The 25,508-nt window shown below is 71.2% G+C and carries 25 protein-coding genes; 8 read left to right on the top strand and 17 right to left on the bottom strand.

Features of this window, described 5'->3' with window-relative positions; all coding sequences use genetic code 11:
* The first annotated feature begins 2 nt into the window (after positions 1-2).
* Positions 3-1,040: a pentapeptide repeat-containing protein gene (locus tag EWH70_RS05210; RefSeq protein WP_130474068.1), complete on the top strand. Its 1,038-nt coding sequence runs from the start codon at positions 3-5 to the stop codon at positions 1,038-1,040.
* Here the strand turns inward: EWH70_RS05210 and purL are convergent.
* Positions 1,037-3,310, bottom strand: a complete 2,274-nt coding sequence (gene purL, locus EWH70_RS05205; RefSeq protein ID WP_130474257.1) for a phosphoribosylformylglycinamidine synthase subunit PurL — start codon at positions 3,308-3,310, stop codon at positions 1,037-1,039. The two genes, EWH70_RS05210 and purL, sit on opposite strands and share 4 nt — an antisense overlap.
* A 153-nt stretch (positions 3,311-3,463) precedes the next feature.
* Here purL and EWH70_RS05200 point away from each other — a divergent pair, with 153 nt between their 5' ends.
* Together EWH70_RS05200 and EWH70_RS05195 are read left to right on the top strand one after the other, a co-directional pair.
* A complete protein-coding gene (locus EWH70_RS05200; protein ID WP_130474067.1) occupies positions 3,464-5,011 on the top strand; it encodes an ABC transporter transmembrane domain-containing protein in 1,548 nt (515 codons plus the stop codon).
* Positions 5,008-6,741, top strand: a complete 1,734-nt coding sequence (locus tag EWH70_RS05195; RefSeq protein WP_130474066.1) for an ABC transporter ATP-binding protein — start codon at positions 5,008-5,010, stop codon at positions 6,739-6,741. The genes EWH70_RS05200 and EWH70_RS05195 overlap by 4 nt, the downstream gene beginning before the upstream one ends.
* A gap of 480 nt (positions 6,742-7,221) precedes the next feature.
* On the opposite strand, the gene purQ is transcribed toward EWH70_RS05195, so the two are convergent.
* Together purQ and purS are read right to left on the bottom strand one after the other, a co-directional pair.
* Complete coding sequence (gene purQ, locus EWH70_RS05190; protein ID WP_130474065.1) at positions 7,222-7,893, bottom strand: phosphoribosylformylglycinamidine synthase subunit PurQ; 672 nt, start codon at positions 7,891-7,893, stop codon at positions 7,222-7,224.
* Positions 7,890-8,129, bottom strand: coding sequence for a phosphoribosylformylglycinamidine synthase subunit PurS (gene purS / locus EWH70_RS05185; RefSeq protein WP_130474064.1), 240 nt, complete (start codon positions 8,127-8,129; stop codon positions 7,890-7,892). The genes purQ and purS overlap by 4 nt, the downstream gene beginning before the upstream one ends.
* A gap of 350 nt (positions 8,130-8,479) precedes the next feature.
* Between purS and EWH70_RS05180 the strand changes: the two genes are divergently transcribed.
* Positions 8,480-10,063, top strand: coding sequence for a GMC family oxidoreductase (locus tag EWH70_RS05180; protein ID WP_130474063.1), 1,584 nt, complete (start codon positions 8,480-8,482; stop codon positions 10,061-10,063).
* On the opposite strand, the gene EWH70_RS05175 is transcribed toward EWH70_RS05180, so the two are convergent.
* Positions 10,038-11,531, bottom strand: a complete 1,494-nt coding sequence (locus EWH70_RS05175) for an aldehyde dehydrogenase family protein (RefSeq protein ID WP_130474062.1) — start codon at positions 11,529-11,531, stop codon at positions 10,038-10,040. The genes EWH70_RS05180 and EWH70_RS05175 overlap by 26 nt on opposite strands.
* A gap of 31 nt (positions 11,532-11,562) precedes the next feature.
* Positions 11,563-12,708, bottom strand: coding sequence for an MFS transporter (locus EWH70_RS05170; RefSeq protein ID WP_240686805.1), 1,146 nt, complete (start codon positions 12,706-12,708; stop codon positions 11,563-11,565).
* Between the two features lie 69 nt (positions 12,709-12,777).
* On the opposite strand from EWH70_RS05170, the gene EWH70_RS05165 reads away from it, so the two are divergent.
* Positions 12,778-13,722, top strand: coding sequence for an ArsR/SmtB family transcription factor (locus tag EWH70_RS05165; protein ID WP_130474061.1), 945 nt, complete (start codon positions 12,778-12,780; stop codon positions 13,720-13,722).
* A 26-nt stretch (positions 13,723-13,748) separates the two neighbouring features.
* Positions 13,749-14,384: an MBL fold metallo-hydrolase gene (locus EWH70_RS05160; protein WP_130474060.1), complete on the top strand. Its 636-nt coding sequence runs from the start codon at positions 13,749-13,751 to the stop codon at positions 14,382-14,384.
* Here the strand turns inward: EWH70_RS05160 and EWH70_RS05155 are convergent.
* From EWH70_RS05155 to EWH70_RS36585, 3 genes are all read right to left on the bottom strand, one after another.
* Positions 14,306-15,061, bottom strand: a complete 756-nt coding sequence (locus tag EWH70_RS05155; protein WP_240686804.1) for a DUF2334 domain-containing protein — start codon at positions 15,059-15,061, stop codon at positions 14,306-14,308. The genes EWH70_RS05160 and EWH70_RS05155 overlap by 79 nt on opposite strands.
* A gap of 62 nt (positions 15,062-15,123) precedes the next feature.
* Positions 15,124-16,023, bottom strand: a complete 900-nt coding sequence (locus tag EWH70_RS05150) for a sulfite exporter TauE/SafE family protein (protein WP_130474059.1) — start codon at positions 16,021-16,023, stop codon at positions 15,124-15,126.
* Positions 16,024-16,112: 89 nt separating this feature from the next.
* Positions 16,113-16,211 carry a putative leader peptide gene (locus tag EWH70_RS36585; protein ID WP_338078560.1) on the bottom strand — a complete coding sequence of 33 codons (99 nt, stop codon included), beginning with the start codon at positions 16,209-16,211 and terminating at the stop codon, positions 16,113-16,115.
* Positions 16,212-16,278: 67 nt separating this feature from the next.
* Between EWH70_RS36585 and EWH70_RS05145 the strand changes: the two genes are divergently transcribed.
* A complete protein-coding gene (locus EWH70_RS05145) occupies positions 16,279-17,064 on the top strand; it encodes an SAM hydrolase/SAM-dependent halogenase family protein (RefSeq protein WP_130474058.1) in 786 nt (261 codons plus the stop codon).
* Complete coding sequence (locus tag EWH70_RS05140; RefSeq protein ID WP_130474057.1) at positions 17,039-17,833, top strand: hypothetical protein; 795 nt, start codon at positions 17,039-17,041, stop codon at positions 17,831-17,833. The genes EWH70_RS05145 and EWH70_RS05140 overlap by 26 nt, the downstream gene beginning before the upstream one ends.
* Here EWH70_RS05140 and EWH70_RS05135 read toward each other — a convergent pair.
* The 9 genes from EWH70_RS05135 to EWH70_RS05095 all read right to left on the bottom strand — a co-directional run bounded on the left by EWH70_RS05135 (position 17,811) and on the right by EWH70_RS05095 (position 25,376).
* A complete protein-coding gene (locus EWH70_RS05135; RefSeq protein ID WP_205669029.1) occupies positions 17,811-18,626 on the bottom strand; it encodes an MOSC domain-containing protein in 816 nt (271 codons plus the stop codon). The two genes, EWH70_RS05140 and EWH70_RS05135, sit on opposite strands and share 23 nt — an antisense overlap.
* Positions 18,627-18,636: 10 nt before the next feature.
* Positions 18,637-19,365 (bottom strand): amino acid ABC transporter ATP-binding protein, encoded by a 729-nt coding sequence (locus tag EWH70_RS05130; protein ID WP_130474056.1) that lies wholly within the window; start codon positions 19,363-19,365, stop codon positions 18,637-18,639.
* Complete coding sequence (locus tag EWH70_RS05125; protein ID WP_130474055.1) at positions 19,362-20,096, bottom strand: amino acid ABC transporter permease; 735 nt, start codon at positions 20,094-20,096, stop codon at positions 19,362-19,364. Before EWH70_RS05125 ends, EWH70_RS05130 begins: the two co-directional genes overlap by 4 nt.
* Complete coding sequence (locus tag EWH70_RS05120) at positions 20,097-20,861, bottom strand: ABC transporter substrate-binding protein (RefSeq protein WP_130474054.1); 765 nt, start codon at positions 20,859-20,861, stop codon at positions 20,097-20,099.
* A gap of 12 nt (positions 20,862-20,873) precedes the next feature.
* The gene (locus tag EWH70_RS05115; protein WP_130474053.1) at positions 20,874-21,689 is read right to left on the bottom strand and encodes a substrate-binding periplasmic protein; all 816 of its coding nucleotides are present in this window, start codon (positions 21,687-21,689) and stop codon (positions 20,874-20,876) included.
* Between the two features lie 417 nt (positions 21,690-22,106).
* Complete coding sequence (gene purB / locus EWH70_RS05110) at positions 22,107-23,534, bottom strand: adenylosuccinate lyase (protein WP_130474052.1); 1,428 nt, start codon at positions 23,532-23,534, stop codon at positions 22,107-22,109.
* A gap of 19 nt (positions 23,535-23,553) precedes the next feature.
* The gene (locus EWH70_RS05105) at positions 23,554-24,147 is read right to left on the bottom strand and encodes a TetR/AcrR family transcriptional regulator (protein WP_130474051.1); all 594 of its coding nucleotides are present in this window, start codon (positions 24,145-24,147) and stop codon (positions 23,554-23,556) included.
* Positions 24,148-24,175: 28 nt separating this feature from the next.
* Positions 24,176-24,877 carry a hypothetical protein gene (locus EWH70_RS05100; RefSeq protein ID WP_130474050.1) on the bottom strand — a complete coding sequence of 234 codons (702 nt, stop codon included), beginning with the start codon at positions 24,875-24,877 and terminating at the stop codon, positions 24,176-24,178.
* On the bottom strand, positions 24,870-25,376 hold the full coding sequence (locus tag EWH70_RS05095; RefSeq protein ID WP_130474049.1) for a SigE family RNA polymerase sigma factor: 507 nt from the start codon (positions 25,374-25,376) through the stop codon (positions 24,870-24,872). Before EWH70_RS05095 ends, EWH70_RS05100 begins: the two co-directional genes overlap by 8 nt.
* Between the last annotated feature and the right edge of the window lie 132 nt (positions 25,377-25,508).

Genomic DNA, 25,508 nt, shown 5'->3' with positions numbered 1-25,508 from the left:
CCGTGTCCGTTGTCAGGCAGAAGAAGAGGGTCACGCCGCTCGCCGGCACCATCCTGCTGGCGATCGCCGTCGTGGTCGGGGTCAGCGTCTGGGTGCTCACCGACCCGAAGTCGACCACGGCGGACGCCGTGCGCACCGGCGGGCTGGCCGGGGCGTCGGTGGTGGCGCTGTACGCGTTGTGGCTCAACGACCGTCGCCGCAAGGTCGAGGAGGCCCGGCAGGAGATCGAGCGGGGACGGCACGAGCTGGAGAGCTTCCGGGCCGAGCGCGATCTGGAACGGGTGGCCGACGAACGGTTCGCCAAGTCCATCGAGCTGCTGGGGCACGAAGCCGAGCAGGTCAGGGTCGGCGCGATGCACGCACTGGCCGGCCTGGCGAGGGGGCGCCCCGAGTACACCCAGACGGTGCTGGACATCGTCTGTTCGTACCTGCGCAGGCCGTTCGACCTCGAAGACGGTGCCCCGTCGGAGAGGGTGGTGCGGCTCAACGCCCAGCAGGTGCTCACCGGGTTACTGCCCGACCGCGACGCCACCGAGTCCTACGACCTCGACCTCACCGGAGCCGCGCTGAGCCGGTTCGACCTGTCCGGCAAACGGATCGGCGAGCTGACCCTGCGGGAAGCCACGCTCGGCCGGAGCACCATCCTGGAATCGGCACACATCACGGGTTCGTGCTGGCTTACCCGAGCCACGCTGCAGGGCCCGCTGGAGATGGCGGGCGCCCGCGTCGACGGCAGGGCGTGGTTCAGCGGGACGACGCTGAAGCAGGCCGCCGATCTGGAGCGGGTGACGTTCGGCGGCGACGTGGCGTTCAGCGCGACCTTTCAGGCGACCATGAGCCTGCGCGACGCCCGGTTCGAAGCCGCACTCGACCTGCGTAACGCGACCTTCCGCCACCACGCCGACCTGCGGGTCGCCGGTGAACCCTCCGAGGTGCGCTTCGGCGACACCAGGGTGGGCACGGGCAAGGACGTTCAGCTCCCCGAGGGCTGGACCCTCGAGGAGGAACGCGACGGCGGCTTCGTGATCGAACGCGGTTAATCGAACAGGGCGGGGAGGGTGGACTCCCAGGCGGTGCGGAGGTCGTCCAAGGGGAACGTGGCCACGTCCTGGATCTCCAGTGCCTGGCTCTCCGGGTCCACGACGCCGGTCTTGCGCCAGGGCAGCCCGCGAGCCGAGCACAGCTCGGTGAACCGCAGCTCCTCGGTCCTCGGCACGGCGACCAGCACCCGGCCGGCCGACTCGGAGAACAGCTGGACGAACGGGTCCTGCCCGTCGTCGAGCACCACCCGCGCACCGCACTGTCCGATGAGGACGGTCTCGACCAGCGTCTGCGCCAGCCCGCCGCCGGACAGGTCGTGCGCGGCGGAGATCAGGCCGTCCCTCGACCCGGCGACCAGCACGTCGGCCAGCAGCTTCTCCCTGGCCAGGTCCACCTTCGGCGGCAGGCCGCCGAGGTGGGAGTGCAGGACCTCGGCCCATGCCGAGCCGTCCAGCTCGTCGTGGGTCTCACCGAGCAGGATCAGCGTCTCGCCCGCCTCCGCGCCGATGCCGGTCGGGATGCGGCGGCGGACGTCGTCGAGCACGCCGAGCACGCCGACGACCGGCGTCGGCAGGATCGCGGTGTCACCCGTCTGGTTGAAGAAGCTGACGTTGCCGCCGGTGACCGGGATGCCGAGCTCCGCGCAGCCGTCGGCGAGGCCGTGCACCGCGCGCTCGAACTGCCACATCACGCCGGGGTCGGTCGGCGCGCCGAAGTTGAGGCAGTTGGTGACCGCGACCGGCGTCGCACCGCTGGTGGCCACGTTGCGATAGGACTCGGCCAGCGCGAGCTGGGTACCGGCGTACGGGTCGAGGTAGACGAACCGGCTGTTGCAGTCGGTGGACACCGCCACACCGCGGCCGGTGTTCTCGTCGACGCGGATGACGCCGGAGTTGGCCGGCTGCGCGAGCACGGTGTTGCCGCGGACGTACCGGTCGTACTGGCTGGTCACCCACTCCTTGGACGCCTGGTTCGGCGAGGAGACGACCCGCAGCACCGCGTCCCGCAGCTCGTCGGCGGTCTTCGGCCGTGGCAGTTTGGCCGTCGTGTCGGCCTGGACGCCGTCCTGCGCGGCGGGGCGGGCATACGGGCGGTGGTAGACCGGGCCCTGGTGGGCGACCGTGCGCGGCGGCACGTCGACGACCGTCTCGCCGTGCCAGGTGACGACCAGCCGGTCGCCGTCGGTGACCTCGCCGATCTCGGTCGCGGTCACGTCCCACTTCTCGCAGACCGCCATGAAGGCGTCCACATCGGACGGTGCTACGACCGCGCACATGCGTTCCTGCGACTCGCTGGACAGCACCTCGGCCGGGGTCATGCCCTCCGCGCGCAGCGGCACCCGGTCGAGCACGACGTGCATGCCGCCGTCACCGGCCGCGGCCAGCTCGGACGTCGCGCAGGACAGTCCGGCGCCGCCGAGGTCCTGGATGCCGACCACCAGCTTCCTGGCGAACAGCTCGAGGCAGCACTCGATGAGCACCTTCTCGGTGAACGGGTCGCCGACCTGGACGCTGGGCAGCTTCTTGCGGCCGGTGTCGGCGGAGAAGCTGTCGCTGGCCAGCACGGACACGCCGCCGATGCCGTCGAGTCCGGTGCGGGCACCGAAGAGGATGATCTTGTTACCGGTCCCGGAGGCGTGTGCCAGGTGCAGGTCCTCGACTCGCATCGCGCCCACGCAGAGCGCGTTGACCAGCGGGTTGCCCGCGTAGCTGGCGTCGAAGACGACCTCGCCGCCGATGTTGGGCAGGCCGAGGCAGTTGCCGTAACCGGCGATACCGGCGACCACGCCGGGCAGCACGCGGCGGGTGTCCGGCGCGTCGGCGGGCCCGAAGCGCAGCGGGTCGGCGACGGCCAGTGGCCGCGCGCCCATGGCGAGAATGTCCCGGACGATGCCGCCGACGCCGGTCGCGGCGCCCTGGTAGGGCTCCACATAGGACGGGTGGTTGTGGCTCTCCACCTTGAAGGTGACCGCCCAGCCGTCGCCGATGTCGACCACGCCGGCGTTCTCCCCGATGCCGGCCAGCATCTTCGAACGCATCTGCTCGGTGGTGGTCTCACCGAAGTACTTCAGGTGGACCTTGGACGACTTGTACGAGCAGTGCTCGCTCCACATCACCGAGTACATGGCCAGCTCGGCGTCGGTCGGCCGGCGACCGAGGATGTCCCGGATGCGGGCGTACTCGTCCTCGGCGAGGCCGAGTTCGGCGTAGGGCTGCGTCACCTCGGGGGTGGAAGCAGCATGGTCAACGGTGTCGAGAGCGGTGTCGATCGCCACGCGAACAGCCTAAACGGCGGGTCGCGAAATTGATTGGCCAGGTTGACTGGCACGACCGTACCGTTGCTCAACGTGTCCAAACGCCCTTATCCGGCACCGCAGATCCGGTTGCCGGCACGTTTGACGCCCATCCGTCTCCTGCTGGCGATGCTCCGGGCGCGTCCGTGGCTCGCGACCTCCTCCGCCGTCGTCGGCGCACTGTGGTTGCTGCCGGGTGCGCTCGTGCCGCTCGTCATCGGGCAGGCGATCGAGATCGGTGTCGGCGGCGGGGACTCCTCGGCGTTGTTCGGCCAGGTCGGCCTCATCGTCGGGCTCGGTGTGGTGCAGGCGCTGGGCGCGGCCGCGCTGATGATGCTCGGGGTCGGGATGTGGATGCACGGCGCGTCGGCGACCCAGCGCACGGTCGGTACCCACGTCGCGCGGCTCGGCGCGTCGCTGCGGTCGCAGACCAGCACCGGCAACGTGATGGCCATCTCCTCGTCGGACGACAACGCCGTCGGCAACGCCTTCGAGGTGTTCGGCAGGGTGATCGGGGCCGCCGTGGCGTTCCTCACCCTCGGCGTGCTCCTGCTGTCGGTGTCGCCGCTGCTCGGCGCGGTCGCCATGGTCGGCGTACCGCTGGCCGTGCTGGGCATGGGACCGCTGATCGGGCCGCTGCAGCGCCGCAAGGAGTCGCAGCGGGAGAGCCTGACCGAGGTCAACGGCCAGGGCGCGGACATCGTGTCCGGCCTGCGCATCCTGCGCGGGGTGGGCGGCGAGGACCGGTTCCTGAGCCGGTTCCGGGCGGCCAGCCAGCAGGTCCGCGGCCGTGGTGTCGAGGTGGCCCGCAGCGAGTCGTGGCTGGTCGGCGCCGAGGTGCTGCTGCCAGGACTGGTGACCGTGGTGATCACCTGGCTGGGCGCGCGGCTGGCGATCGCGGGCACGATCAGCGTCGGCGAGCTGGTGACCTTCTACGGTGCGTCGGCGTTCCTGGTGATCCCGGTGAGCACCACCACCGAGGCGACGGGTCAGTTCGCGTCCGCCATGGTGGCGGCGAAGAAGGCGTGCGGCCTGCTGCGGCTGCGGCCGCTGCTGCCCGAGCCCGCCGAGCCGGTCAAGCTGCCGGACGGCCCGCTGGAGCTGCACGACACCACGACCGGGTTCACCGCGGTGGCCGGCAAGCTGACCGTGGTCGACGCGGGCGCCGACGCCGAGGCGCTGGCCTCCCGGCTGTCCCGGTTCGCCGACCCGGAGCCGGGTCAGCAGGTCCGGGTGGCCGGTATCGCCGCCGACCGGGTCGCGCTGGCCGAGTTGCGCGAGCGGATCGTCCACGCACACAACCAGGACATCTGGTTCTCCGGCGTGCTGGGCGAGCAGGTCGCGCCGGACCGGCCCACCGGCGTCGACGTGCGGACCGCGCTGACGGCAGCCGACGCCGACGACATCGTGGCGGCGCTGCCCGGAGGGCTGGACGAGTCGATCGGCGAGCGCGGCCGCGAGGTCTCCGGCGGCCAGCGGCAGCGGCTGAACCTGGCTCGCGCGCTGGCGACGGACGCCGACGTGTTGCTGCTCGACCAGCCGACGTCGGCCGTCGATGCGCACACCGAGGCCCGGATCGCGCAGCGGGTCGCCGAGCTGCGCAGGGGAAAGACGACGGTGGTCTTCACACAGAGTCCACTGTGGATGAACGTTGCCGACGAACGGGTGATTCGATGAGAACGGCACTGCCGCTGGCCGCGCCGACGCAGGCACGCTCCTGGTTCCGGGACACGGTCCGGGCGAACCGGCGGGAGTTCGCGCTGGTCATCGGCCTGTTCGGGCTGGCGACCATCGCGGGGCTGATCGGGCCGCAGATCCTGGGTTACCTGGTCGACTCGGTCACCTCCGGGATCACCGTCACCACGATCGACGTGCTGGCGCTGGCCTTCGTCGGCGTGCTGGTGGTGCAGGCACTGCTGAAGCGCACCGCCCGGGTGCAGGCCGGTTACCTCGGCGAGAAGGTCCTGGCGCAGACCCGGGAGGACTTCGTCGCGCGGTCGCTGCGGCTGCCGCTCGGCACGGTCGAATCGGCCGGGACGGGTGACCTGCTCAGCCGTGCGACGGCCGACGTCGACAAGGTGGACTTCGCGCTGCGCAACGCGGTCCCGGAGATCACCATCGCGGCCATCACCACCGTGCTGACGATCGCGGCCATGATCATCACGTCGCCGTTGCTGGCGCTGGGCCTGCTGGTCTCGTTCCCGGTGCTGTACTTCCCGACGCGGTGGTTCCTGAAGCGGGTGCCGTCCACGATCGAGCGGATGCTGGACGCGTGGGCGCAGGTCCACACCGGAATGCACGAGACGGCCGAGGGCGCGCGCACGGCGGAGGCGCTCGGCCTGCGGGAACGCAGGGTGCGGGCGGGCGAGACCGCGCTGGTCGGGGCCATCGAGGGTGAGCGTTCGCTGCGGAGCCTGCACACGAAGTGGGCGCCGTGGCTGGACTTCTCCCAGGCGCTGCCGGTCGCCGCGATGCTGCTGATCGGCGCCTGGGCGTACTCCGCGGGCTGGGTCGAACTGGGCACGGTCACCGTCATGGTGCTGTACGCGGCCGCGCTGGCCTCGCCGATGGACGAGCTGCTGTGGTGGCTGGAGGACCTGCAGGTGTCCGGTACCGCGCTGCGCCGGATCCTCGGTGTCCGGCTGGCGGTGGCGCCGTCGCGGACCGGCACGGCGCCGGAGGGGCAGGACATCGTGCTGTCCGGCGTGCGCTTCGCCTACACCGAAGGGCGCGAGGTGCTGCACGGCGTCGACCTGCGGATCCCGCAAGGCCAGCGGCTGGCGATCGTCGGGCCGTCCGGCGCGGGCAAGTCGACGCTGGGCAGGCTGCTGGCCGGTATCGCGGCGCCGACGTCGGGTTCGGTGAAGATCGGCGACGTCGAGGTGTCGACGCTGCCGGACGACCTGCTGCGTGGCGAGGTGCTGCTGCTCACCCAGGAGCACCACGTGTTCGCCGGGACGCTGCGGGAGAACCTGGAGCTGCCTGCCGGCGAGTGGTCCGACGAGCAGCTGCTGTCGGCGCTGGAGTCCGCGGGCGCGCGCGAGTGGGCCGAGGGCCTGCCGGACGGGCTGGACACGCGGGTCGGCGCGGGCGGTGAGCCGGTGCCCGCGGCGCTGGCCCAGCAGCTGGCGCTGGCCAGGGTGGTGCTGGCCGACCCGCACACGCTGGTGCTGGACGAGGCGACGTCGCTGCTGGACACCAGCTCGGCTCGGGAGCTGGAGCGGTCGCTGAACAGCGTGCTGGCCGGCCGGACGGTGATCGCCATCGCGCACCGCCTGCACACGGCGGCCGCGGCCGACCGGGTCGCGGTGGTGGAGGACGGGCGGATCACCGAGCTGGGCAGCCACGCCGAGCTGCTCGAGGCCGACGGCCCCTACGCGAGGCTCGTCCGGGTGGCGGCGGGCTGAGGTTCACGGCACGTGAAGGCCACCTTCACTACGTGAGACGTCAGGGTCCCGGCAAAGTCCGGTGACCGCGGCCGCGGCGCTGCTGCGAAGGGCACCTTGGTTGCGAGATTCGCCAGGATGGTGCCGTTGGCTGCGAGTGTGGGGTCTCGTTCGTGTGTCTCACCTTCTGGAACCAGCGTGCCGGGCAGTGGGACCAGGAGGGCGGGAACGTGCAACTCGCGGGTCCGGAACGGACGACTCGCGGGGCGGGAACGGAGGACTCGCGCGAACGGCCCGGTCACGCGAGCGACCGGCACCAGGTGAGAACCCCGATCCACCTGGTGAGTTCTGCGCTCACGCACGCGAGTTCTGCATTCCGGCACGCGAGTTCTACGTTCCGGTACACGAGTTCCACGCTCGAGACCAGCCACCTCGCCTGACCGCCACCGGACTCTGCCGGGACCCTGACGTGAGACGTAATGAAGGTGGCCTTCACGTGCTTCAGGCCGAGACGACCGCGTCCAGAAGCGAGTAGAACAGGCCGAGGCCGTCGTCGGACGGGCCGGTCAGGGCGTCGATGGCGTGCTCGGGGTGCGGCATCAGGCCGACCACGCGGCCGTTGGCGCTGGTGATGCCCGCGATGTCGTTGCGTGAGCCGTTCGGGTTCGTGCCGACGTAGCGGAACACCACCCGGCCCTCGCCCTCCAGCTCGTCCACAGTGGACTGATCGGCGACGTAGCCGCCCTCGCCCGACTTCAGCGGCACCAGGATCTCGGCGCCGGCGTCGTAGCGGGTGGTCCACGCGGTGGTGTTGTTCTCCACCCGCAGCCACTGGTCACGGCAGACGAAGTGCAGCTTCGCGTTGCGCACCAGGGCGCCGGGCAGCAGGCCGGCCTCGCACAGGATCTGGAAGCCGTTGCAGATGCCCAGCACCGGCATGCCCTTGCCGGCCGCCTCGACGACCGACGTCATCACCGGGGCGAACCGGGCGATCGCGCCACAGCGCAGGTAGTCGCCGTAGGAGAACCCGCCGGGCACGACCACGGCGTCAACGCCACGCAGGTCGGCGTCGGCGTGCCAGAGCGAGACGGCCTCGCCACCGGCGTAGGTCACCGCGCGGGCCGCGTCGACGTCGTCGAGCGTCCCGGGGAAGGTGATGACCCCGACCCTCACGAGTCCACCCGCCGGACGGTCCAGTTCTCGATGACCGGGTTGGCCAGGAAGCCCTCGGCGATCTTCGCCAGGGTCTCGTCGTCGACCGAATCGTCCACCTCGAGCTCGAAGTGCTTGCCCTGACGGACGTCGGTCACCCCCTGGAATCCCAGGCGGGGAAGGGCGCCCGCCACCGCCTGACCCTGCGGGTCGAGGATCTCGGGCTTGGGCATGACGTCGACTACGACACGGGCCACGGCTGGTCGCTCCAGGGATGCGGTCGGCGGTACGACCAGAGCCTAACCGAGCAGGGCGCACTCGGGGGCGGGTGACCCCCCGACGAGCCACCCGCCCCTACGAGCTGGACAACCGGCGGCGCGAAAGCCGGCTGACCTCATGACCCGCGCCCGTGGGGCAGTACGGGCACGGTCACTTGTATGTCGGGACGTAACGAACCCGACATCGGTTGCGCGCTGACCCACGATTACCCGAACCGGACGATCGGCAACCACCCTGCGTGGTCAACATCTGGCAACCGGGGGACAACGGGTGCGTGAACCGGCCCCGGCGAGCATCATCGGGCCTGACGCCGACCCGAGGAGGCACCGTGGAGTCCTTCGACTACGTCATCGTCGGAGCCGGCAGCGCGGGGTGCGTGCTGGCCGCGCGGCTCACCGAGGACTCCTCGGCCAAGGTGCTGCTGCTGGAGGCGGGCGGCGAGGACGACGCCGACGAGATCCACATCCCGGTGACGTTCTCCTCGCTGTTCAAGACCGGCTACGACTGGAACTACGAGACCGTCGAGCAGAAACACCTCGGCAGGCCGGCGTACTGGCCGCGGGGGAAGGTGCTGGGCGGCTGCTCGTCGATCAACGCGATGATCTACATCCGCGGTAACCGCGCCGACTACGACGGCTGGCGCGACTCGTTCGGCGCCGAGGGCTGGGGCTACGACGACGTGCTGCCGTACTTCATCCGGGCCGAGCGCAACACCCGGCTCGGCGGGCCGCTGCACGGCACGTCCGGTCCGCTGCACGTGGAGGACCGCCGGTTCACCCACGAGCTGTCCCAGGCGTGGGTGGACTCCGCCGTCACCTGGGGTCTCAAGCCGACCGACGACTTCAACGGCGCCTCCCAGGAGGGCGCCGGGCTGTACCAGGTCACCTGCCACCGGGGCCGCCGCTGGTCGACGGCCGACGCGTACCTGCGGCCCGCTTTGTCCCGGCCCAACCTCACCGTGCGCACGCACGCGCAGGTCACCGGCGTGACGCTGGCCGGAACGCGCGCGGTCGGCGTGTCCTACCTGGACCGCGGCGTCGCCCGCGAGGTGCGGGCCGACGCCGAGGTGATCCTGGCCGGTGGCGCGATCAACTCACCGCAGCTGCTGATGCTGTCCGGCATCGGGCCGGCCGAGCATCTGCGTGAACACGGCATCGACGTGGCCGTGGCGCTGCCGGGCGTCGGCGAGAACCTGCACGACCACCCCGCCGCACCGGTCATCTGGACGACCAGGGACACCACCGACCTGGTCGAGTTCGGCACGTTGTTCGGCCTGCTGAAGTACAAGGCCACCCAGCGCGGGCCGCTGACGTCCAACGTCGGTGAGGCAGGCGGGTTCATGTCGACGCTGGACGGCCTGCCCGCGCCCAACATGCAGTTCCACGTGGCGCCGACGCTGTTCTACGACAACGGCCTGCGGGAGCCGACGGTGAACGGGTTCACCTCGGCGGCGACGCTGGTCGAGGTGCACAGCCGGGGCCGCCTGCGGCTGCGCTCCGGTCACCCGCTGTGGCGCCCGGAACTGGACCCCGCCTACTACGCCGAGCCTGCCGACTTCGAGGCGATGCTGGCCGGGCTGCGGGTGCTGATGGAGATCGGGTCGACCGGGCCGCTCGCCCGCTTCCTCGACCGGCCGTTCCTGCCGGAACGGCTCGACCTGGACGACGACGCGCTCGCCGAGCACACCCGCCGGTGGACGCAGACGCTGTACCACCCGGTGGGCACGTGCGCGATGGGCACCGACGAGCTGGCCGTCGTCGACACCGAGCTGCGGGTGCACGGCGTCGAGGGCCTGCGGGTGGTCGACGCGTCGGTGATGCCGGTGGTCCCACGCGGCAACACCAACGCGCCGACGATCATGCTCGCGGAGAAGGCCGCGGACCTGATCACCGCTTCCCGTGCAGGACGGTGATCAGCTTCGCCACCAGTGCGTCGGTCTTCGGCGTGCGGGCGAACGTGGTCAGGTTGATCGGCGCGGTGAACCGCTGTCGCGCGATGGCCTTCGACCTGGCGAACTCCCGCAGGCCCTCCGGGCCGTGGATGCGGCCGAAGCCGGAGTCGCCGACGCCGCCGAACGGCAGTGACGCGATACCGGCGAACGACAGCGGCGCGTTCACCGAGGCCATGCCCGACCGCAGCCGCCGCGCCAGCTCCATCCCGCGTGCCTTGGCGAACACGGTGGCGGCGAGGCCGTAGTTCGTGGCGTTGGCCTTCTCGACGGCCTCGTCCATGTCCCGCACCCGGGCCACGGTCACCGTCGGGCCGAACGTCTCCTCGCGGACCGCTTCCGAGTCCTCCGGGACGTCGACGAGCACGGTCGGCTGCACGTAGCGGTCGCCGACCGCGTCGGCTCCGCCGAGCAGGGCCCTGCCGCCCCGGGACAGGGCATCGGCGATGTGCCTGCGAACCACGTCGAGCTGCGCGGGCATGGTCATCGGGCCGTAGTTGGCGTCCTGGTCGAAGCCGGGCCGTACCTCGCGGGCCTTGGTGACGACCTTCTCCAGGAACTCGTCGTAGACGCGCTCGTGCACGTACACCCGCTCGACGCCGACGCAGGTCTGACCGGAGTTGGAGAACGCGCCCCACACGGTGGCCTCGGCGGCGGCTTCCAGGTCGGCGTCGGCGTCGACGAGCAGCGGGTCCTTGCCGCCTGCCTCGATCACCACCGGCGTCAGCGTCTCGGCCGCGGCGGCCATGATCTTCTTGCCGGTGGCCGTCGAGCCGGTGAAGGCGATCTTGTCGACGCCGGAGGTCACCAGTGCCGCGCCGGTCGCGCCGTAGCCGGTGACCAGCTGCAGCACCGGGGCTTCGGGCACGACCTCGTTGAACATGTCGACCAGCCACTTGCCGACGCCCGGCGTGTACTCGCTGGGCTTGAACACGACGGCGTTGCCGGCGGCCAGTGCGTAGGTGATCGAGCCGAGCGGGGTGTACACCGGGTAGTTCCACGGGCCGATCACGCCGACGACGCCGAGCGGCTGGTACTCGACGGTGGCGGTGTGGTTGGACAGCAGCATGCCCGGCGAGCGGCGCTTGCCGCCGAGCACCTTGCGCGCGTTCTTCGCGGCCCACGCCACGTGCTCGATGGCCAGTACGGCTTCCAGCTGAGCGTCGCCGAGCGGCTTACCGGTCTCCTCGCGCACCAGCGAGCACAGCTGCGGGAGGCGGCGGGTGAGCACGCCCTTCCACTGGCGTAGCCGTTCGGCGCGGCCGTCGAATCCGAGCCCGGCCCACCAGCCCGCGGCCTCGCGGGCCCGCTCGACGGCGGCGCGGACGTCCTCGGCGGTGTGCACGGGATGGGTTCCGACGACCTCGTCGGTCGCCGGGTTACGCGAGTCGAAGGTTTCGACGGCGGGGGCGTGTTCCTCAACTGCGGTCATCGACGGCTCCCAGGGTCGGCTCCGTCCCAGGCTACGAGGCTGCTGGCGCGCTGCCAACAGTCTGGCGGGACCTCACCCCCAGCATCCCACAGGTGACCAGCGCACTGGCTCCGCCGAGCAGCGGGGCCAGCCACAGCGGCAGGACACCCACGGTGAGCGAACCGAGGCCGAAGCCACTCGCCTGCACCACGAACGACACCGAGAAGCCCTCCGACCGCCGCCGGGGCGGCAGTATTGCCTGCAGTTCGACGACGGCGACGGTCACCAGCGGCCCCGTGCACAGCCCGACCAGCGCCAGGCCGGACAGCAGTCCCGGCCAGCCCGGCCACAGCGACACGGCCAGCGCGCCGGCCACGAACCCGGCGAGCAGCACCCGCGCCCGGACGGCCGCCCCGGCCCGCAGGGATTCACCACGCCAGGCGTACAGCAGACCGCCGACGATGCTCGCGCCGGACAGCACGACCACCAGCAACGCCGCGACGCCCTCCCCGCCACCGACCCGCCGCGCCAGCGGCAGGGTCGCCACCTCCAGCGTCGACAGCAGGTGACCGACGGAGAACACGCAGGCCAGCCAGCCCAGTGCGGCACGTAGCGGCAACTTCGGCTGTTCACCGGCAGTCTCGGGCAGCCCCCGCAGGCGCGGCACCAGCAGTGCCGACACCAGGTAGGACCCGGTCATGACGATCAGCGGCACGAACGGGCCGGCGGTGGCCGCGAGGGCGACGAGCGTCGGTCCGGCGATCAGCACCGCCTCCACGATCGTCGTGTCCAGTGCGATGGCCCTGGGCAGCCGGTCCGGCTCGACGGTGAGCACGAGCAGGCTACGCAGGCCGCCGGACAGTCCGCCGGTGATCACGCCGGGCACCAGCACGAACGCCAGCAGCCACGCGGGCGGGGCGTCGAGTGCCGCGGCCGTCGCCAGGCCGGCCATCCCGGTGGCGGCGCAGACCAGCAGTGCGACCAGGCCCCGGCTCGGCCCGATGCGGTCGAGCAGCCTGCCGACCGGGACGGCACCGGCGATCTCCGCGGCGACGAACACCGCCATCAGCACGCCGCCCAGCCGGTACGAACCCGTGGTGGCGGTGGCCTGGATCGTGTAGGCCAGCGGCGCCATCCCGGCAGGAAGCCGGGCGAACTGGGCCGCGGCCGACCAACGCCAGTACATGGGTGAAGTCATGCCGCCGAGTGTTCGTCGCGCCGCCGGACGCGGATACTGATTCGGAAATACCCGAATCCTGGAGCGGTCGTGATCGAGCTGGTGCTGACGCCTGCCGCCGCGGGGCGGGTGCGGCTCGCCATCTCGCCGCTGGAGGAGGCACTCGGCGCCATCCGGACGGTGCTCGGCCGCAGGCGCCATCCGTCCAGCCTGCCCTGGCTGCGGGAGTCGGCCGAGCGGGCCCGCGCGCTGCCGGTGGCCGAGCTGTTCGCGGTGCTGGGCGCCGGACGTTACGTCACCGAGTTCCTCAGCCCGCCGCCACGCGACCGGCGCACCACCGTCGACGATCAGCTGGCCGAGTTACGTGGCACGCCGCCGGAGCAGGTCGCGCTGGAGCTGTCCATGGTGGACGCCGACCTGAGCGGCCTGCCCGGCGATCCGGCGACGGCCCGCGACCTGCTGGCCGACCAGATGGAGCTGGCGTGGCACGAGCTGATCGCGCCGCACTGGCCCCGGCTGCGGGACGTGCTGCTGGCCGACGTCGACCACCGGTCGCGGCGGCTCGGCGAGGGCGGCGTCGCGCTGGCGCTCGCCGGCCTGCACCCGAACATCAGGCTGGTGAACGACGTCGTGACGGTCCGCAGCGCGACCCGCAGCAGGCTGGCACTCGACGAGCGTGGCCTGCTGTTGCTGCCCAGCGTGTTCGCCTGGCCGACGGCCGGCGTGATCATGGTGCCGCCGTGGCAGCCGACGCTGGTGTACCCGGCACGCGGAGTCGCCTCACTGTGGTCGGCCGAACCGGCGGCACCGGACAGCCTGGCGGCGGTCGTCGGCCGCACCAAGGCGTCGCTACTGTGCCTGCTCGGCGAGCCGGCGGGCACCGCAGCGCTCGCCACGCGGCTGGGCCTTTCTCGTGGCACGGTGTCCGAACACCTCACCGCGCTGCGGGACGCCGGGCTGCTGGAGACCAGCAGGCACGGCCGTGAGGTGCGGTACCGGCGCACTCGGGTTGGCGACCTTCTCGTCCGCCCGTAGGGTGGTTTCCAGAAGGGGATGATTCGATGAAACTCGTCCACTTTGGACACGCTTGCGTGCTGGCCGAGACGGCCGACGCCCGCGTCCTGTTCGATCCTGGCGCCTTCTCCACCGGCTTCGAGAACGTGCGCGACCTGGACGCCGTCGTCATCACCCACCAGCACTTCGACCACGTCGACTCCGAGCGGCTGCCCGGCCTGCTGTCGGCCAACCCGAACGCCCAGCTGATCACCGACCCGGGTTCTGCCGAGCTGGTGGAGAAGCTCGGCCTGGCGTCCCGGACCGCCGAACCCGGCACCCGGCTGACCTTCGGTTCGACGACGCTCACCGCCGTCGGCGGTCAGCACGCGACCATCCACGTCGACATACCGACCATCCCGAACGTCGGCTACCTCGTCGACAACGGCGCGTTCTACCACCCCGGCGACGCGTTCTTCGTGCCGGACGAGGAGGTCGACGTGCTCGGCCTGCCCACCGGCGCGCCGTGGCTGAAGGCGAGCGAGGCCGTCGAGTTCATGCGGACGGTCAAGCCGAGGGTGGCCGTGCCGATCCACGAGGCGGTGCTGGCCAACCCGGCCATGCACTACGGGTTGTTCACCAACCTCGCCCCGGACGGCACCGAGGTCAGGCCGCTGCCGTCCGGCGAGCCGGTGAGCGTCTGAGCGTAGGTCGACCCGGTGGCGCCCTGCTCCAGCGCCTGGTCCACCGCGTCGAGGAACGCCTGCCTGCGGCCGGGCCTGGTCAGGTCACCGGCGTCGACGCCGAGCCGGACCAGCCCACCCCGGCGGGCGGCCCGCGCCGCCCACAGCACCAGCGCGAAGCACCGCAGCGTCTCGGTGCGCTGCCGCTGGCTGCCGAAGCCCTGCACCCTGGCGCGGCGCACCACGCCGGTCCGCAGGTCCCGCACGCTGCTCGTGTCGGCACAGAACAGGAACCCGCGCTCCCGTAGGGCGGCGAGCGTTCCGCGGGAGGCCAGCCAGCGCGGTGGGGCGAAGCCCTCGGCGTGCAGGCCGGCGCGGTCGAGTGCGGCCGTCGCGGCGATGAGCCTGAGCCTGGCCTCGTGTGCGGGCAGGTCGGCGAACTCCGCGCGGCGGCCCAGCGTCACGGCGCGGGAACTCGGCGGGACGCTGTGGTCGTAGCCGTGCAGCAGGATCCCGTCACCGGCCCGGGACCGCTGCCGCAGCCAGGCCGCGACGGCCGGATCCTCGTCGTCCGACGGCGGGGTGAACAGGATGGACAACGGGACCGACCGGTGGTCCAGTTCGGCCGCGAGGTCGGCACACAGGTGCAGGGTCCGGGCACGCACCCCGGACAGCGAGACCAGCAGACGGGCATCCACCCCTACAGTGAGCACGACCGTGGTGACGGCGAGTCGACATCGGGGTGGATGCCCGAGGAAACTCAGGAGGCGACCGGCTCCGGCTCGGGCTTCTCCAGCCGCTTCTCCTCGCGGACGGCCCGGACGGCCGCGTACACGCCGATGGCCCAGAGCACGACGATGACCGCGTAGGTAACGGTGTAGACGGCGTCGGCCGCGTCCAGCTCCTTGAGCAGCGTCCTGGCGTTGGTGAACACGATGAGCCCGCCGGCCAGTGCGCCGAGCAGGCGGGCCGGGATGCGGCGGACCAGCCAGGCGGCCAGCGGTGCGGCGATGATGCCGCCGATCATCAGGCCGAGCACGACCGTGTAGTTGAGGTTGTCCTGCTCCGACAACGCGAACAGGAAGCCGACGCTCGCGGCCAGCGCGACGATGAACTCCGAGGTGTCGACCGAGCCGACGACCTTGCGCGGCTCCAGCCTGCCCGACGACAGCAGCGTCGTGGTGGCGACCGGCCCCCAGCCGCCCCCGCCCGTCGCGTCGACGAACCCGGCGATCAGGCCGAGCGGACCGAGGAACTTCGCGCCGGGGCGTTTGCCGGAGATCAGCTTGCCGAGGCGGAGGAAGGCGAAGCGGATCAGCACGTAGAGGCCGAGAATCAGCAGGATCGTGGTGATCCAGACGGCCGCGCTCTCGGTGGACAGCGAGGTCAGGACGTACGCCCCGAGCACGGCGCCGACCGCGCCGGGCAGCGCGAGAATGCCGACCGTGCGCCAGTCGATGTTGCGGAACCGCCAGTGGGCGACGCCGGAGGCCAGCGCGGTGCCGACCTCGGCGAGGTGCACCGCCGCCGACGCCACGGCCGGGGTGGTTCCGATGGCCAGCAGCGTGGTCGTCGAGGTGACCCCGAACGCCATCCCGAGCGTGCCGTCCACGAGTTGGGCCAGGAACCCGGCCAGTCCGAACAGGATGAGGAACCGCATGAGACCTCGGCTTCGGTAGGGCCGCGTGGGCGGCCTGGATCGAAAGGGGAGTCGAGCCGGGAGATGCCTCGCCGCCGGGCGGCGTCAGCTCAGAACGTGCGGCAGAGCGCGGAATTGACGCGCAGCAGGTCGACATGCCTGCGCTGGACCAGCGCGACCCTGTCGACGATGTGCAAGCGCGTCACCACGATCTCGATCGTCGCAGACGTCAACACCCCGATCCAGCGCTTCCCAGATCCTGGAAGACTGACCCGCATGGCGTACGAGTGGGTTTCGTTCACCACCGACTACGGGCTGGGGGACGGGTTCGTCGCGGCCTGTCACGGGGTGATCGCGCGCATCGCGCCGGCGGTGCGGGTCATCGACGTCAGCCACCAGGTCCCTGCACAGCAGGTGCGGCACGGGGCCGCGGTGCTCGCGCAAACCGTCGCCCACCTGCCGCCGTCGGTCCACCTCGCCGTCGTCGACCCGGGCGTCGGCACGACGCGGCGCGGGATCGTCGTCACCGCACGTGACGGCCTGCTCGTCGGGCCGGACAACGGCCTGCTGCTGCCCGCAGCAGAACAGCTCGGCGGCGTCCTGGCGGTCCACGAACTGGACACCAGCCGTGCCGCGTCGGCGACCTTCCACGGGCGGGACGTCTTCGCCCCGGCCGCCGCCCGGCTCGCCCTCGGCGAGGCTCCGGCCGGGCCCAGGATCGACGACCCCGTCGAGCTGCCACCGCCACACGTCCACGAGGAGCCCGGCCTGCTGGAGGCCGAGATCCGCACCGTCGACGGCTTCGGCAACGTCCAGCTCGCCGCCCGCGCGACGGAACTCCGCGGCGCCGTCACCGTCCACTGTGGACCCGTCAGCCTGCGGGCGCGGACCGGGCGGACGTTCGCCGACGTCGAGCCCGGCGAAGCCGTGCTGCTCACCGACTCGGCCGGTTACCTCGCCGTGGCCGTCAACGGCGGCTCGGCGGCGGAGGCGCTGAACGTCGGCAGCACCCGGTTGATCACGGTACGTTCCGGGCATGGGACTGATCACCCGGCTCGCTGAACGGCGCATCCGCCACCTGCTGGCACGCGGTGACCGCATCGTCGCCTACGACGTCGGCCGCGACCGCGCCATGGTCTACGTCACCCACCGCGCGGTCTACCTGGACCACGACGGCGGCCTGCGGCGGTGGGAGTTCCCCACGATCGCGTCCGTCGGCGCCGACGCGGCGTGCCTGGACCTCGCAGGCTGGAACGGCGACGAACTCGTGAGCACGGTCGTCGACGACCTGGCCAAGGCGAGGGTGGTGGCCCCGATCCGGGACAGCCTGCTCGCCCTGCCCCGCTGCAGCCGCAGCCGGACCATCGGCGACGAGGAATGGACGTTCACCTACCACCCGTGGCGCCCCGGCGCGGCGGCCCGGATGGTGTTCGCGGCCGCCTCGGGCGTCGCCCCGATCACCGAACGCGAGATGGAGTTCTACGACCGGTGCCTCGTCGAACTGCTGACCGCGCCCGGCGCGCCGGGCCCGGAATGGACGGTCACCCCGGTGCCGGAAACGCTGTCCGGCGACGACCTCGTCCGGCACTGGAGCGAGATCATCCCGGAGATCCAGGTCGCCACCCTGTCGAACGAGCCGCGGACCGTTCTCGGTCTCGACGACGAAGTCCTGTGGATCGTCGACCTGGAAACCGGGCAGCACCCACGCATCGACACGGTGCCCCTGGAGCAGGTGACCGCCGGCCGGGACGGCACGGTCGCGGCCGGCGACCGGGCCTGGCGGGCGGACGACGGCTTCCTGGCCCGGCTCAGGCCCAGTCAGCCACCGTGATCTCGTCGCCGACCGACAGCGTCCCCGGCCGGGTCACGGCGCCCTTCATGCCGAACGTGACACCGCCGTCCGGCGAACGCCGGTACCCGGCAAGCGTCCGGGTCGGCTCGGGGCCGCGCTTCTCACCGGTCTCCTGGTCGATCGTGATGACCACGCAGCGCACGGCGTCCTTCGCGTACCCGATGCCGACGCTGCCGGCCGACATCGCGCGCACCCGGTCCTCGGTGTGTGGCTCGGCCCAGCCGGACACCACGATGTTCGGCCGGAACCGGGCCATCGGCACCGGCTCACCGCCCGCGGACGCGATCCGCTCGTTCAACGCGTCCAGCGACGACTCCGAGGTGACCAGCAGCGCGTGCGCGTCGGCGAACACCGCCGTTCCCGGCGTCAGCCCGGCGGTCACCCGCTCGTGGTCCGGGGCCACGCCGACCAGCACCGACGGCTCACCCAGCACGGTCGACACCCAGTCGGCGGCCTCCGGCCCCTGGTGCACGCCCTTGCCCTGCCAGGTGAACGTGCTGCCCTCGTGGCGTGGCCCGTCCCGGCGCACGTCCAGCACCAGTGTCTCGACGCCGGGTGCGGCCAGCTCCAGCCGCGCGCCGTCGTCGAGGATCCGCGGCCGGATCGTGGCCATCACCGGGTAGCGGCGCTGGCTGCGGAACGACCCGTCGGCGCCGACGGCCATGAACGTGCGGTCGTGCCGCAGCCCGGCCGGGGTGACCTCCGCGCTGGTCACCGGGGTGCCCGCGCAGCCCTTGACCGGGTAGTAGAACAGCGATGCGATACGTGCCACGCCGCCCAGCCTAGAGAACCTGGGAAAGGAACTTCTGGAGCCGGGGACTCGCCGGGTCGTCGAACACGGCCGCCGGCGTGCCCTCCTCGACGATCCGGCCGTGATCCATGAACGCGACGCGGTCGGCCACCTGGCGGGCGAACCCCATCTCGTGCGTGACGACCAGCAGCGTCAGGCCCCGTTCGGCGAGTCCGGCCATCAGCTCCAGCACGCCCTTGACCAGCTCCGGGTCGAGCGCGCTGGTGGCCTCGTCGAACAGCATCACCTCGGGGTCCATGGCCAGCGCCCTGGCGATGGCCACCCGCTGCTGCTGCCCTCCGGACAACGCGCTGGGCCGGTAGGGCGCCTTGTCCGCGAGCCCGACCTCGGCCAGCCTCGTCCTGGCGATCTCCTCGGCCTGCGGCTTGGTCAGCCGCTTCACGCTGCGCAGCGGCAGGGTGATGTTGTCCAGCACCGTCCGGTGCGGGAAAAGGTTGAAGTGCTGGAACACCATGCCGATCCGCTGCCGCAGGGCGTCAGGGTCGGCGCGGACGACGCTCTCGCCGTCCAGCAGCAGGTCACCGGAGTCCGGTTCCTGCAGCCGGTTCACCACCCGCAGCAGCGTGGACTTGCCCGAGCCGGACGGCCCGATCACACACGTCGTCCTGCCCCGTTCGACCTTCAGGTCGACGCCACGCAGCACCTCCAGCGTCCCGAAGGACACCGAGACGCCGCGTAGTTCGACGCTCGCCGCCGTCATGCCGTGACCTTTCCGCTGGCGACCAGGTCCAGTTCCTTCTTGCCGTCCCGCAGCCGCCGGTCGATGTGGTTGACCAGGTGCGTCAGCGGCACGGTGATCGCCAGGTAGAACAGGCCCGCGGCGACCAGCGGGGACAGGTTGCCGGTGTTGGCGGCCAGGTCCTGCCCGATCCGGAACAGATCCCGCTGCGACACGAGCAACCCGAGGAAGTAGACCAGCGCGGAGTCCTTGACCAGCGCGATGAACTGGTTCACCAGCGCGGGCAGCACCCGGCGCACGCCCTGCGGGATGACGACCAGCAGCATCGCCTTGCCGTGACTCATCCCGAGCGCACGGCTGGCCTCGAACTGTCCTTTGTCGACACTCTGGATGCCGGACCGGAAGATCTCACCGATGTAGGCCGCGGCGATCAGGCTGAGCGCCAGGATGCCGAGCGGGTACGGGTTGGTGCCGACGATATCCCGCGCCAGCACGCCGAGTCCCTGTCCGACCACCAGGATGGTCAGGATCGCCGGCAGCCCGCGGAAGATGTCGGTGTACACCCGGGCGGGCCAGCGCAGCCAGCGACGCTCGGACAGGCCCATGACGGCCAGCACCATGCCCAGCAGCGTGCCGAGCACCGACGACGAGACCGCGATGATCAGGGTGTTCAGCAGGCCGGTTCCGAACAGGTCCGGGAGGACCTGGAGGATGTAGTCCCAGTTGAGGAACGTGTCCAGAAAGATGTCCACTTAGGACTTCCCCTGGAACCGCGGGTCGACCGGGGCGCTCGGCAGGAACTGCTGGTGCAGCCGCGCCCAGGTGCCGTCGGCGATCACCTGCTCCAGCCCGGCGTTGAGCTTGCCGAGCAGCTCGCCGTTGCCCTTGCGCACGGCGAACCCGTGCGGGACGTCGGTGGTGAACGACTTGGTGACCTTCAGCTTGACGTCCGGGTTGGCGGCGACGTTCTTCTCGGCGATGGTCAGATCGAGAATGTAGCCCTCGACCGAACCGGACTTCAGCGCACCGAGTGCGGCGGCGTAGTCCGGGAACCGGACGGCCTGCGCGGCAGGCACCGTCGTGGTGAGCCAGCGGTCGCCGACCGTGCCCTGGATCACCGCGATCCGCTTGCCCGCAAGGGAAGCCTCGTCGGTGACCGGCGAGCCTTCCTTCGTCTGGATGCTCATGACCTCGAAGTTGTACGGCGCGGAGAAGTCCACGTTCTTCTTCCGCTCGTCGGTCTGCGCGATGGCCGAGCTGCCGATGTCGAACTGCCCGTTGGCGACCTGCCCCAGCAGCGAGGAGAACTCGGTGGCGGAGAACTCGACCTTCAGGTTCTGCTTGGCGGCGATGGCCTTGAGCAGCTCGTTGTCGAACCCGGTGTAGTTGCCGTTCTCGACGTAGATGTTCGGCGGCGCGTCGCCGAGCGTGCCGACCCGCAGGGTGTCGCTGTCGCCCCCGCCGCATCCGGCGAGTGCCAGCGCGGCGGCGAGCACGGTGATGATTGTCTTGCGCATGGTCGTCCTCACTCAGCTCGCGGGGTTGGTGACGGGCAGGCCGGGACCGCCCGGCTCCAGCTCGGCAGGCAGCGGTTCGTTCTTGAAGAACTGGGCGTGCAGCCGCTTCACCGTGCCGTCGGCGATGGCTGCGGCCAGGCCGCGGTTGAGCTTGTCCAGCAGCTCGGTGTTGCCCTTGCGCACGGCGAACGCCGACGGCGTGTCCTTCGTCTCGACGGTGTATCCGAACTCCAGCGGTTCGTTCGGGTTCTGCTCCAGGTAGCGGTGCCCGATGTCCTTGGGCACCACCCAGCCGTCCAGCGTCCCGTTCCGCAGCTGGGCGAAACCGGCGTTGTAGTCGGGGAACCGCACGACCTGCGCGCCGGGCACCTTCTTCGTCGCGAACTCGTCCTGCACCGAACCCTGCACGGCGCCGATCCGCTTGCCGGCGAACTGCCCGACCTGGGTCAGCCCCGCGCCCTTCCTGGTGACGATCGTCGTGAAGCCGGTGCTGTAGCCGTTACTGAACGCCACGGTCTTCTTGCGCTCGTCGGTGGTGGAGATCGTCGAGCTGCCGATGTCGAACGTGTGGTTGGCCACATTGGCCAGCAGGCCGGCGAACTCGGTACCGACGAACTCGACCTGGAAGCCCTCCCGGCGGGCGATCTCGCGCAGCAGTTCGTTGTCGTAGCCGGTGTAGTTGCCGTTCTCCAGGTAGATCGACGGCGGTGCGTCGGTGAGGGTACCCACCCGCAGCGTGCCGCCTGCGGCTTCGCCGCTGCCGCAGCCGGCGAGCACGGCGGCACTCGCGACGGCGACCGCCAGTATTCGGGACAGCATGGATCGCATCAGTCATTCCAGGGTTCGGGCGCCTGTGGGCGCGGGGATTCGCGCCCACAGTAGGGATCACGCCCGCCCGGCGAACCTCGTCCCAGAGTGTGAAAAGCCCGTGGTGGGCTTGGTCACTAGAGGATCGGCTGCGGCTCGTGAAGGCCACCTTCACGTACCCGACGCGAACCCGCTACGCGGGCACACCTGCCACACCGGCACCAGCCAGCACACCCACACCACCAGCCACCAGCCACCACGAACGAGACAACACCCCCGGCACCTTGCTGCCACCAACGGCACCATACTTGCGCAAGACGCAACCATGGCGCCCCTGCCGACGGCCCAGGCCGTCGCTGCCCACGACTTCGCCGAGGCCCTGACGTCTCATGTAATGAAGGTGGCCTTCACGTGCTTTGACGCTCGGCCGCGCCGCCGCTAGAGGATTGGCTGCGGTACGTACGCCGCCGCTTCGGGGTAGCGGGAGAGGACGTCGGCCACCCGCCGCGCGACGGTCTCCACCTGCGCCGGTGCGAGCCCGGCGAACGACAGCGGGTCGGCCAGCAGCTTGTCCAGGTCGCCCGCGTCCAGCGGCAACCGGTCGTCTGCGGCGAGCCGCGCGACCAGGTCGTTCTCCCCGCTGCCCTCCTCGCGCATCGCCAGCGCGACGGCGACGGCGTTCTCCTTGATCGCCTCGTGCGCGGTCTCCCTGCCGACGCCCGCGCGCACCGCGGCCATCAGCACCTTGGTGGTGGCCAGGAACGGCAGGTAACGCGCCAGCTCCCGGCCGACGACCGCCGGGTAGGCGCCGAACTCGTCGAGCACCGTGAGAAACGTCTCGAACAGGCCGTCCAGCGCGAAGAACGCGTCCGGCAACGCGACCCGGCGCACCACCGAGTCGGACACATCGCCCTCGTTCCACTGGTCACCGGCCAGCTCGCCGACCATCGACAGGTAGCCACGCAGCACCACGGCGAGGCCGTTGACCCGCTCGCAGGAACGCGTGTTCATCTTGTGCGGCATGGCCGACGAGCCGACCTGGCCCGGCTTGAAGCCCTCGGTCACCAGCTCGTGCCCGGCCATCAGCCGGATCGTCTTGGCCAGGCTGGACGGCGCCGCCGCGAGCTGGACCACGGTGGACAGGACGTCGAAGTCCAGCGAGCGCGGATACACCTGGCCGACGCTGGTGAACCTGCGGTCGAACCCGAGGTGCTCGGCAACCCTGTCCTCCAAACGGTCCACAGTGGACTGGTCGCCGAGGAGGTCGAGCATGTCCTGCGCGGTGCCGACCGGACCCTTGATGCCCCGCAGCGGGTAACGCGCGATGAGCTGCTCCAGCCGCTCGAACGCGACGAGCAGCTCGTCGGCCGCGGTGGCGAACCGCTTGCCGAGCGTGGTCGCCTGCGCGGCGACGTTGTGCGACCGGCCTGCCATGACCAGGTCGGAGTGCTCGACGGCGAGCGCGGCCAGCCTGCTCAGCACCGCCGCGGCACGGCCGCGCACCAGCTCCAGCGAACGCCGGCACTGCAACTGCTCGACGTTCTCGGTGAGGTCGCGCGAGGTCATTCCCTTGTGGACGTGCTCGTGACCGGCGAGGGCGTTGAACTCCTCGATCCGCGCCTTCACGTCGTGCCGGGTGACGCGCTCGCGTGCGGCGATCGAGTCGAGGTTCACCTGGTCGAGCACCCGCTCGTAGTCCTCGATGACGCCGTCGGGAACGTCGACGCCCAGCTCGCGCTGCGCCCGCAGCACCGCCAGCCAGAGCTCGCGCTCCAGCCGGACCTTGTACTCGGGCGACCAGAGCGCCACCAGCTCGGCCGAGGCGTAGCGACCGGCGAGAACGTTGGGAATGCGCGGCTTACTCACGGTGCCAGCGTAAATGGCCTCACGACAGCGCCGTCGTGAGCATCCGGACGGCGGCGGCGCGGGGGTTCGGGTCGACGGCGATCAGGGCGTTCACCACCGCGCCGTCGACCAGCGCGACCAGCCGCTCCAGCTCGGCCGGCTCCTTCGGCGCCCCCGCACGGGCGAAGATCTCCGTGAGCAGCTGGTTCAGCTCGGCCGACAGGGTCCGCATCAGCGGGCGCAGGTAGGTCCGCCTGCCGGTGGCGACCAGCCGCTCGTACCGCAGCAGCACCGCCTCCGCGTCGGCCTCGTGGTCGTCCTGGACGGGACCGAGCAGCAGCTCCAGCACCAGGTCCACCAGCGCGGTGACGTCCCGCGCACCGGGCTCCATCCGCTCCAGGCAGGCCCTGCCGTTGGCGAGTTCGCGCCGGGAGTGCCGTTCGACGGCCGCGGTGACCAGCTCTTCGAGGGAACCGAAGTAGTACGTCGTGGACGCCAGCGGTAACCCGGCCCGCTCGGCGACCGCCCGGTGCCGGATGGCGTCGAACCCGCTCTCGGCGAGCAACGCGGCCGCCGCCTCGACCAGCTCGGCGCGCCTGCGCTCGCCCTTCGGGGTACTCGCGGCTGCGGTCATTCAGCTCATTTTGCCAGGTAGGGGCCGATCAGAAACGTGCGGCCAGCGTATCGGCGATCCGCTGGGCGTCCCGTTCGGCCACCGGCGGAACGGACGAACCGGGCGCGGGCTCGCTCAACACCAGGATCCGCCTGCCCGAGGCGCCGAACGTCTCGACCGGAAGCGCCCCGTTGGTCAGCGGCGGTAGCTGGACGGTCGTACCGGGCGGGAAGACGGTGGCCGAGACGAACCCGCCGGCGACCGGGAACCCGGCGGAACGGGCGCCCGTCGTACACACACGACCGGGTGACGCCTCGGTCGATCCGGTGGCCGGGAGCTCGCCAGCGAGGGCGGTGGCGAGCTCCCGGTCCACCTTGTCGCACCCGAAGGTGCTGTCGGCCCGAGGGCCGTTATCCCCTGTCCCAGTGCCCCCCTGCATGGGCGACTGGGGAGGGACACTTTCCATTTCCATGGGTACGCGGTCTTCAGGTGGACGCGCGGGTACCCCGTTGGGTTGCTCCTGCTGCGCCATCCCCGGGGCACTGGCCGTCTGCTCGGTCGATCCGGCCAGGCCGAGCACACCGGCACCGAGCCCGACCACCACGACGAAGCCGCAGGCGGCGATGATCGTCGACCGGCGGCGCGCGGTCTGCCTGCGCGACCGGGCGGTCACGTCGTCGAGGGTGAACGTGGGCGCGGGGGCGTCACCGGGCGCCGTCCGGAACAGCGTCTCCAGTTCGCGGTCATCCATGTGTGTCCACCTCCTCGCCCAGCTCGTCGCGCAGGTTCGCCAACCCACGCGCGGTCTGGCTCTTCACGGTCCCTTCGCTGCAGCCGAGTGCCTTGGCGACTCCGCTGACGTCCAACCCCTCGAAGTACCGGAGCACCAGCACCGCACGCTGCCTCGGCGGCACCCTGCGCAGGCCGTCCAGCAGGTCCTGCCGGGTGGCCACCCGGTCGTCGACCCGCTCGCCTGCCGGCGCCTCGGGCAGTTCCTCGACCTGCCGCTCCCGCCGCCACGGCCGCCGGGACTCGTCGATGGCCGCGCGGACCAGCGTCTTGCGCAGGTAGGCGTCGGTCGCCGCCCGGTCCCTGATCTTGCGCCAGCGCCGGTGCAACGCGACGAACGCCGTCTGAGCCAGGTCGTCGGCCCGGTGCCAGTCGCCACAGAGCAGGTACGCGGTCCGGCGCGCGAAGTCGCGCTTGGCCGCGAAGTACTCCGCGAACTCCTCCTCGTCGCGCTGGTTCACGCGGTTGGCTCTCCGCTCGTTGGGTTGTTCGTGGGGGAAGACGGACCGCAACCTCTCCACGGTTGCATGGTCCGGCCGATGGATCTACTCGAGCGCTCGCCGTTGAACGCTTTACTAACGGTGTGATGTGAT

The organism is Amycolatopsis suaedae (assembly GCF_004214935.1).
GTDB lineage: Bacteria > Actinomycetota > Actinomycetes > Mycobacteriales > Pseudonocardiaceae > Amycolatopsis > Amycolatopsis suaedae.
The sequence above is the reverse complement of the archived record's forward strand: the minus strand, read 5'-3'. Positions and strand labels throughout refer to the sequence as shown.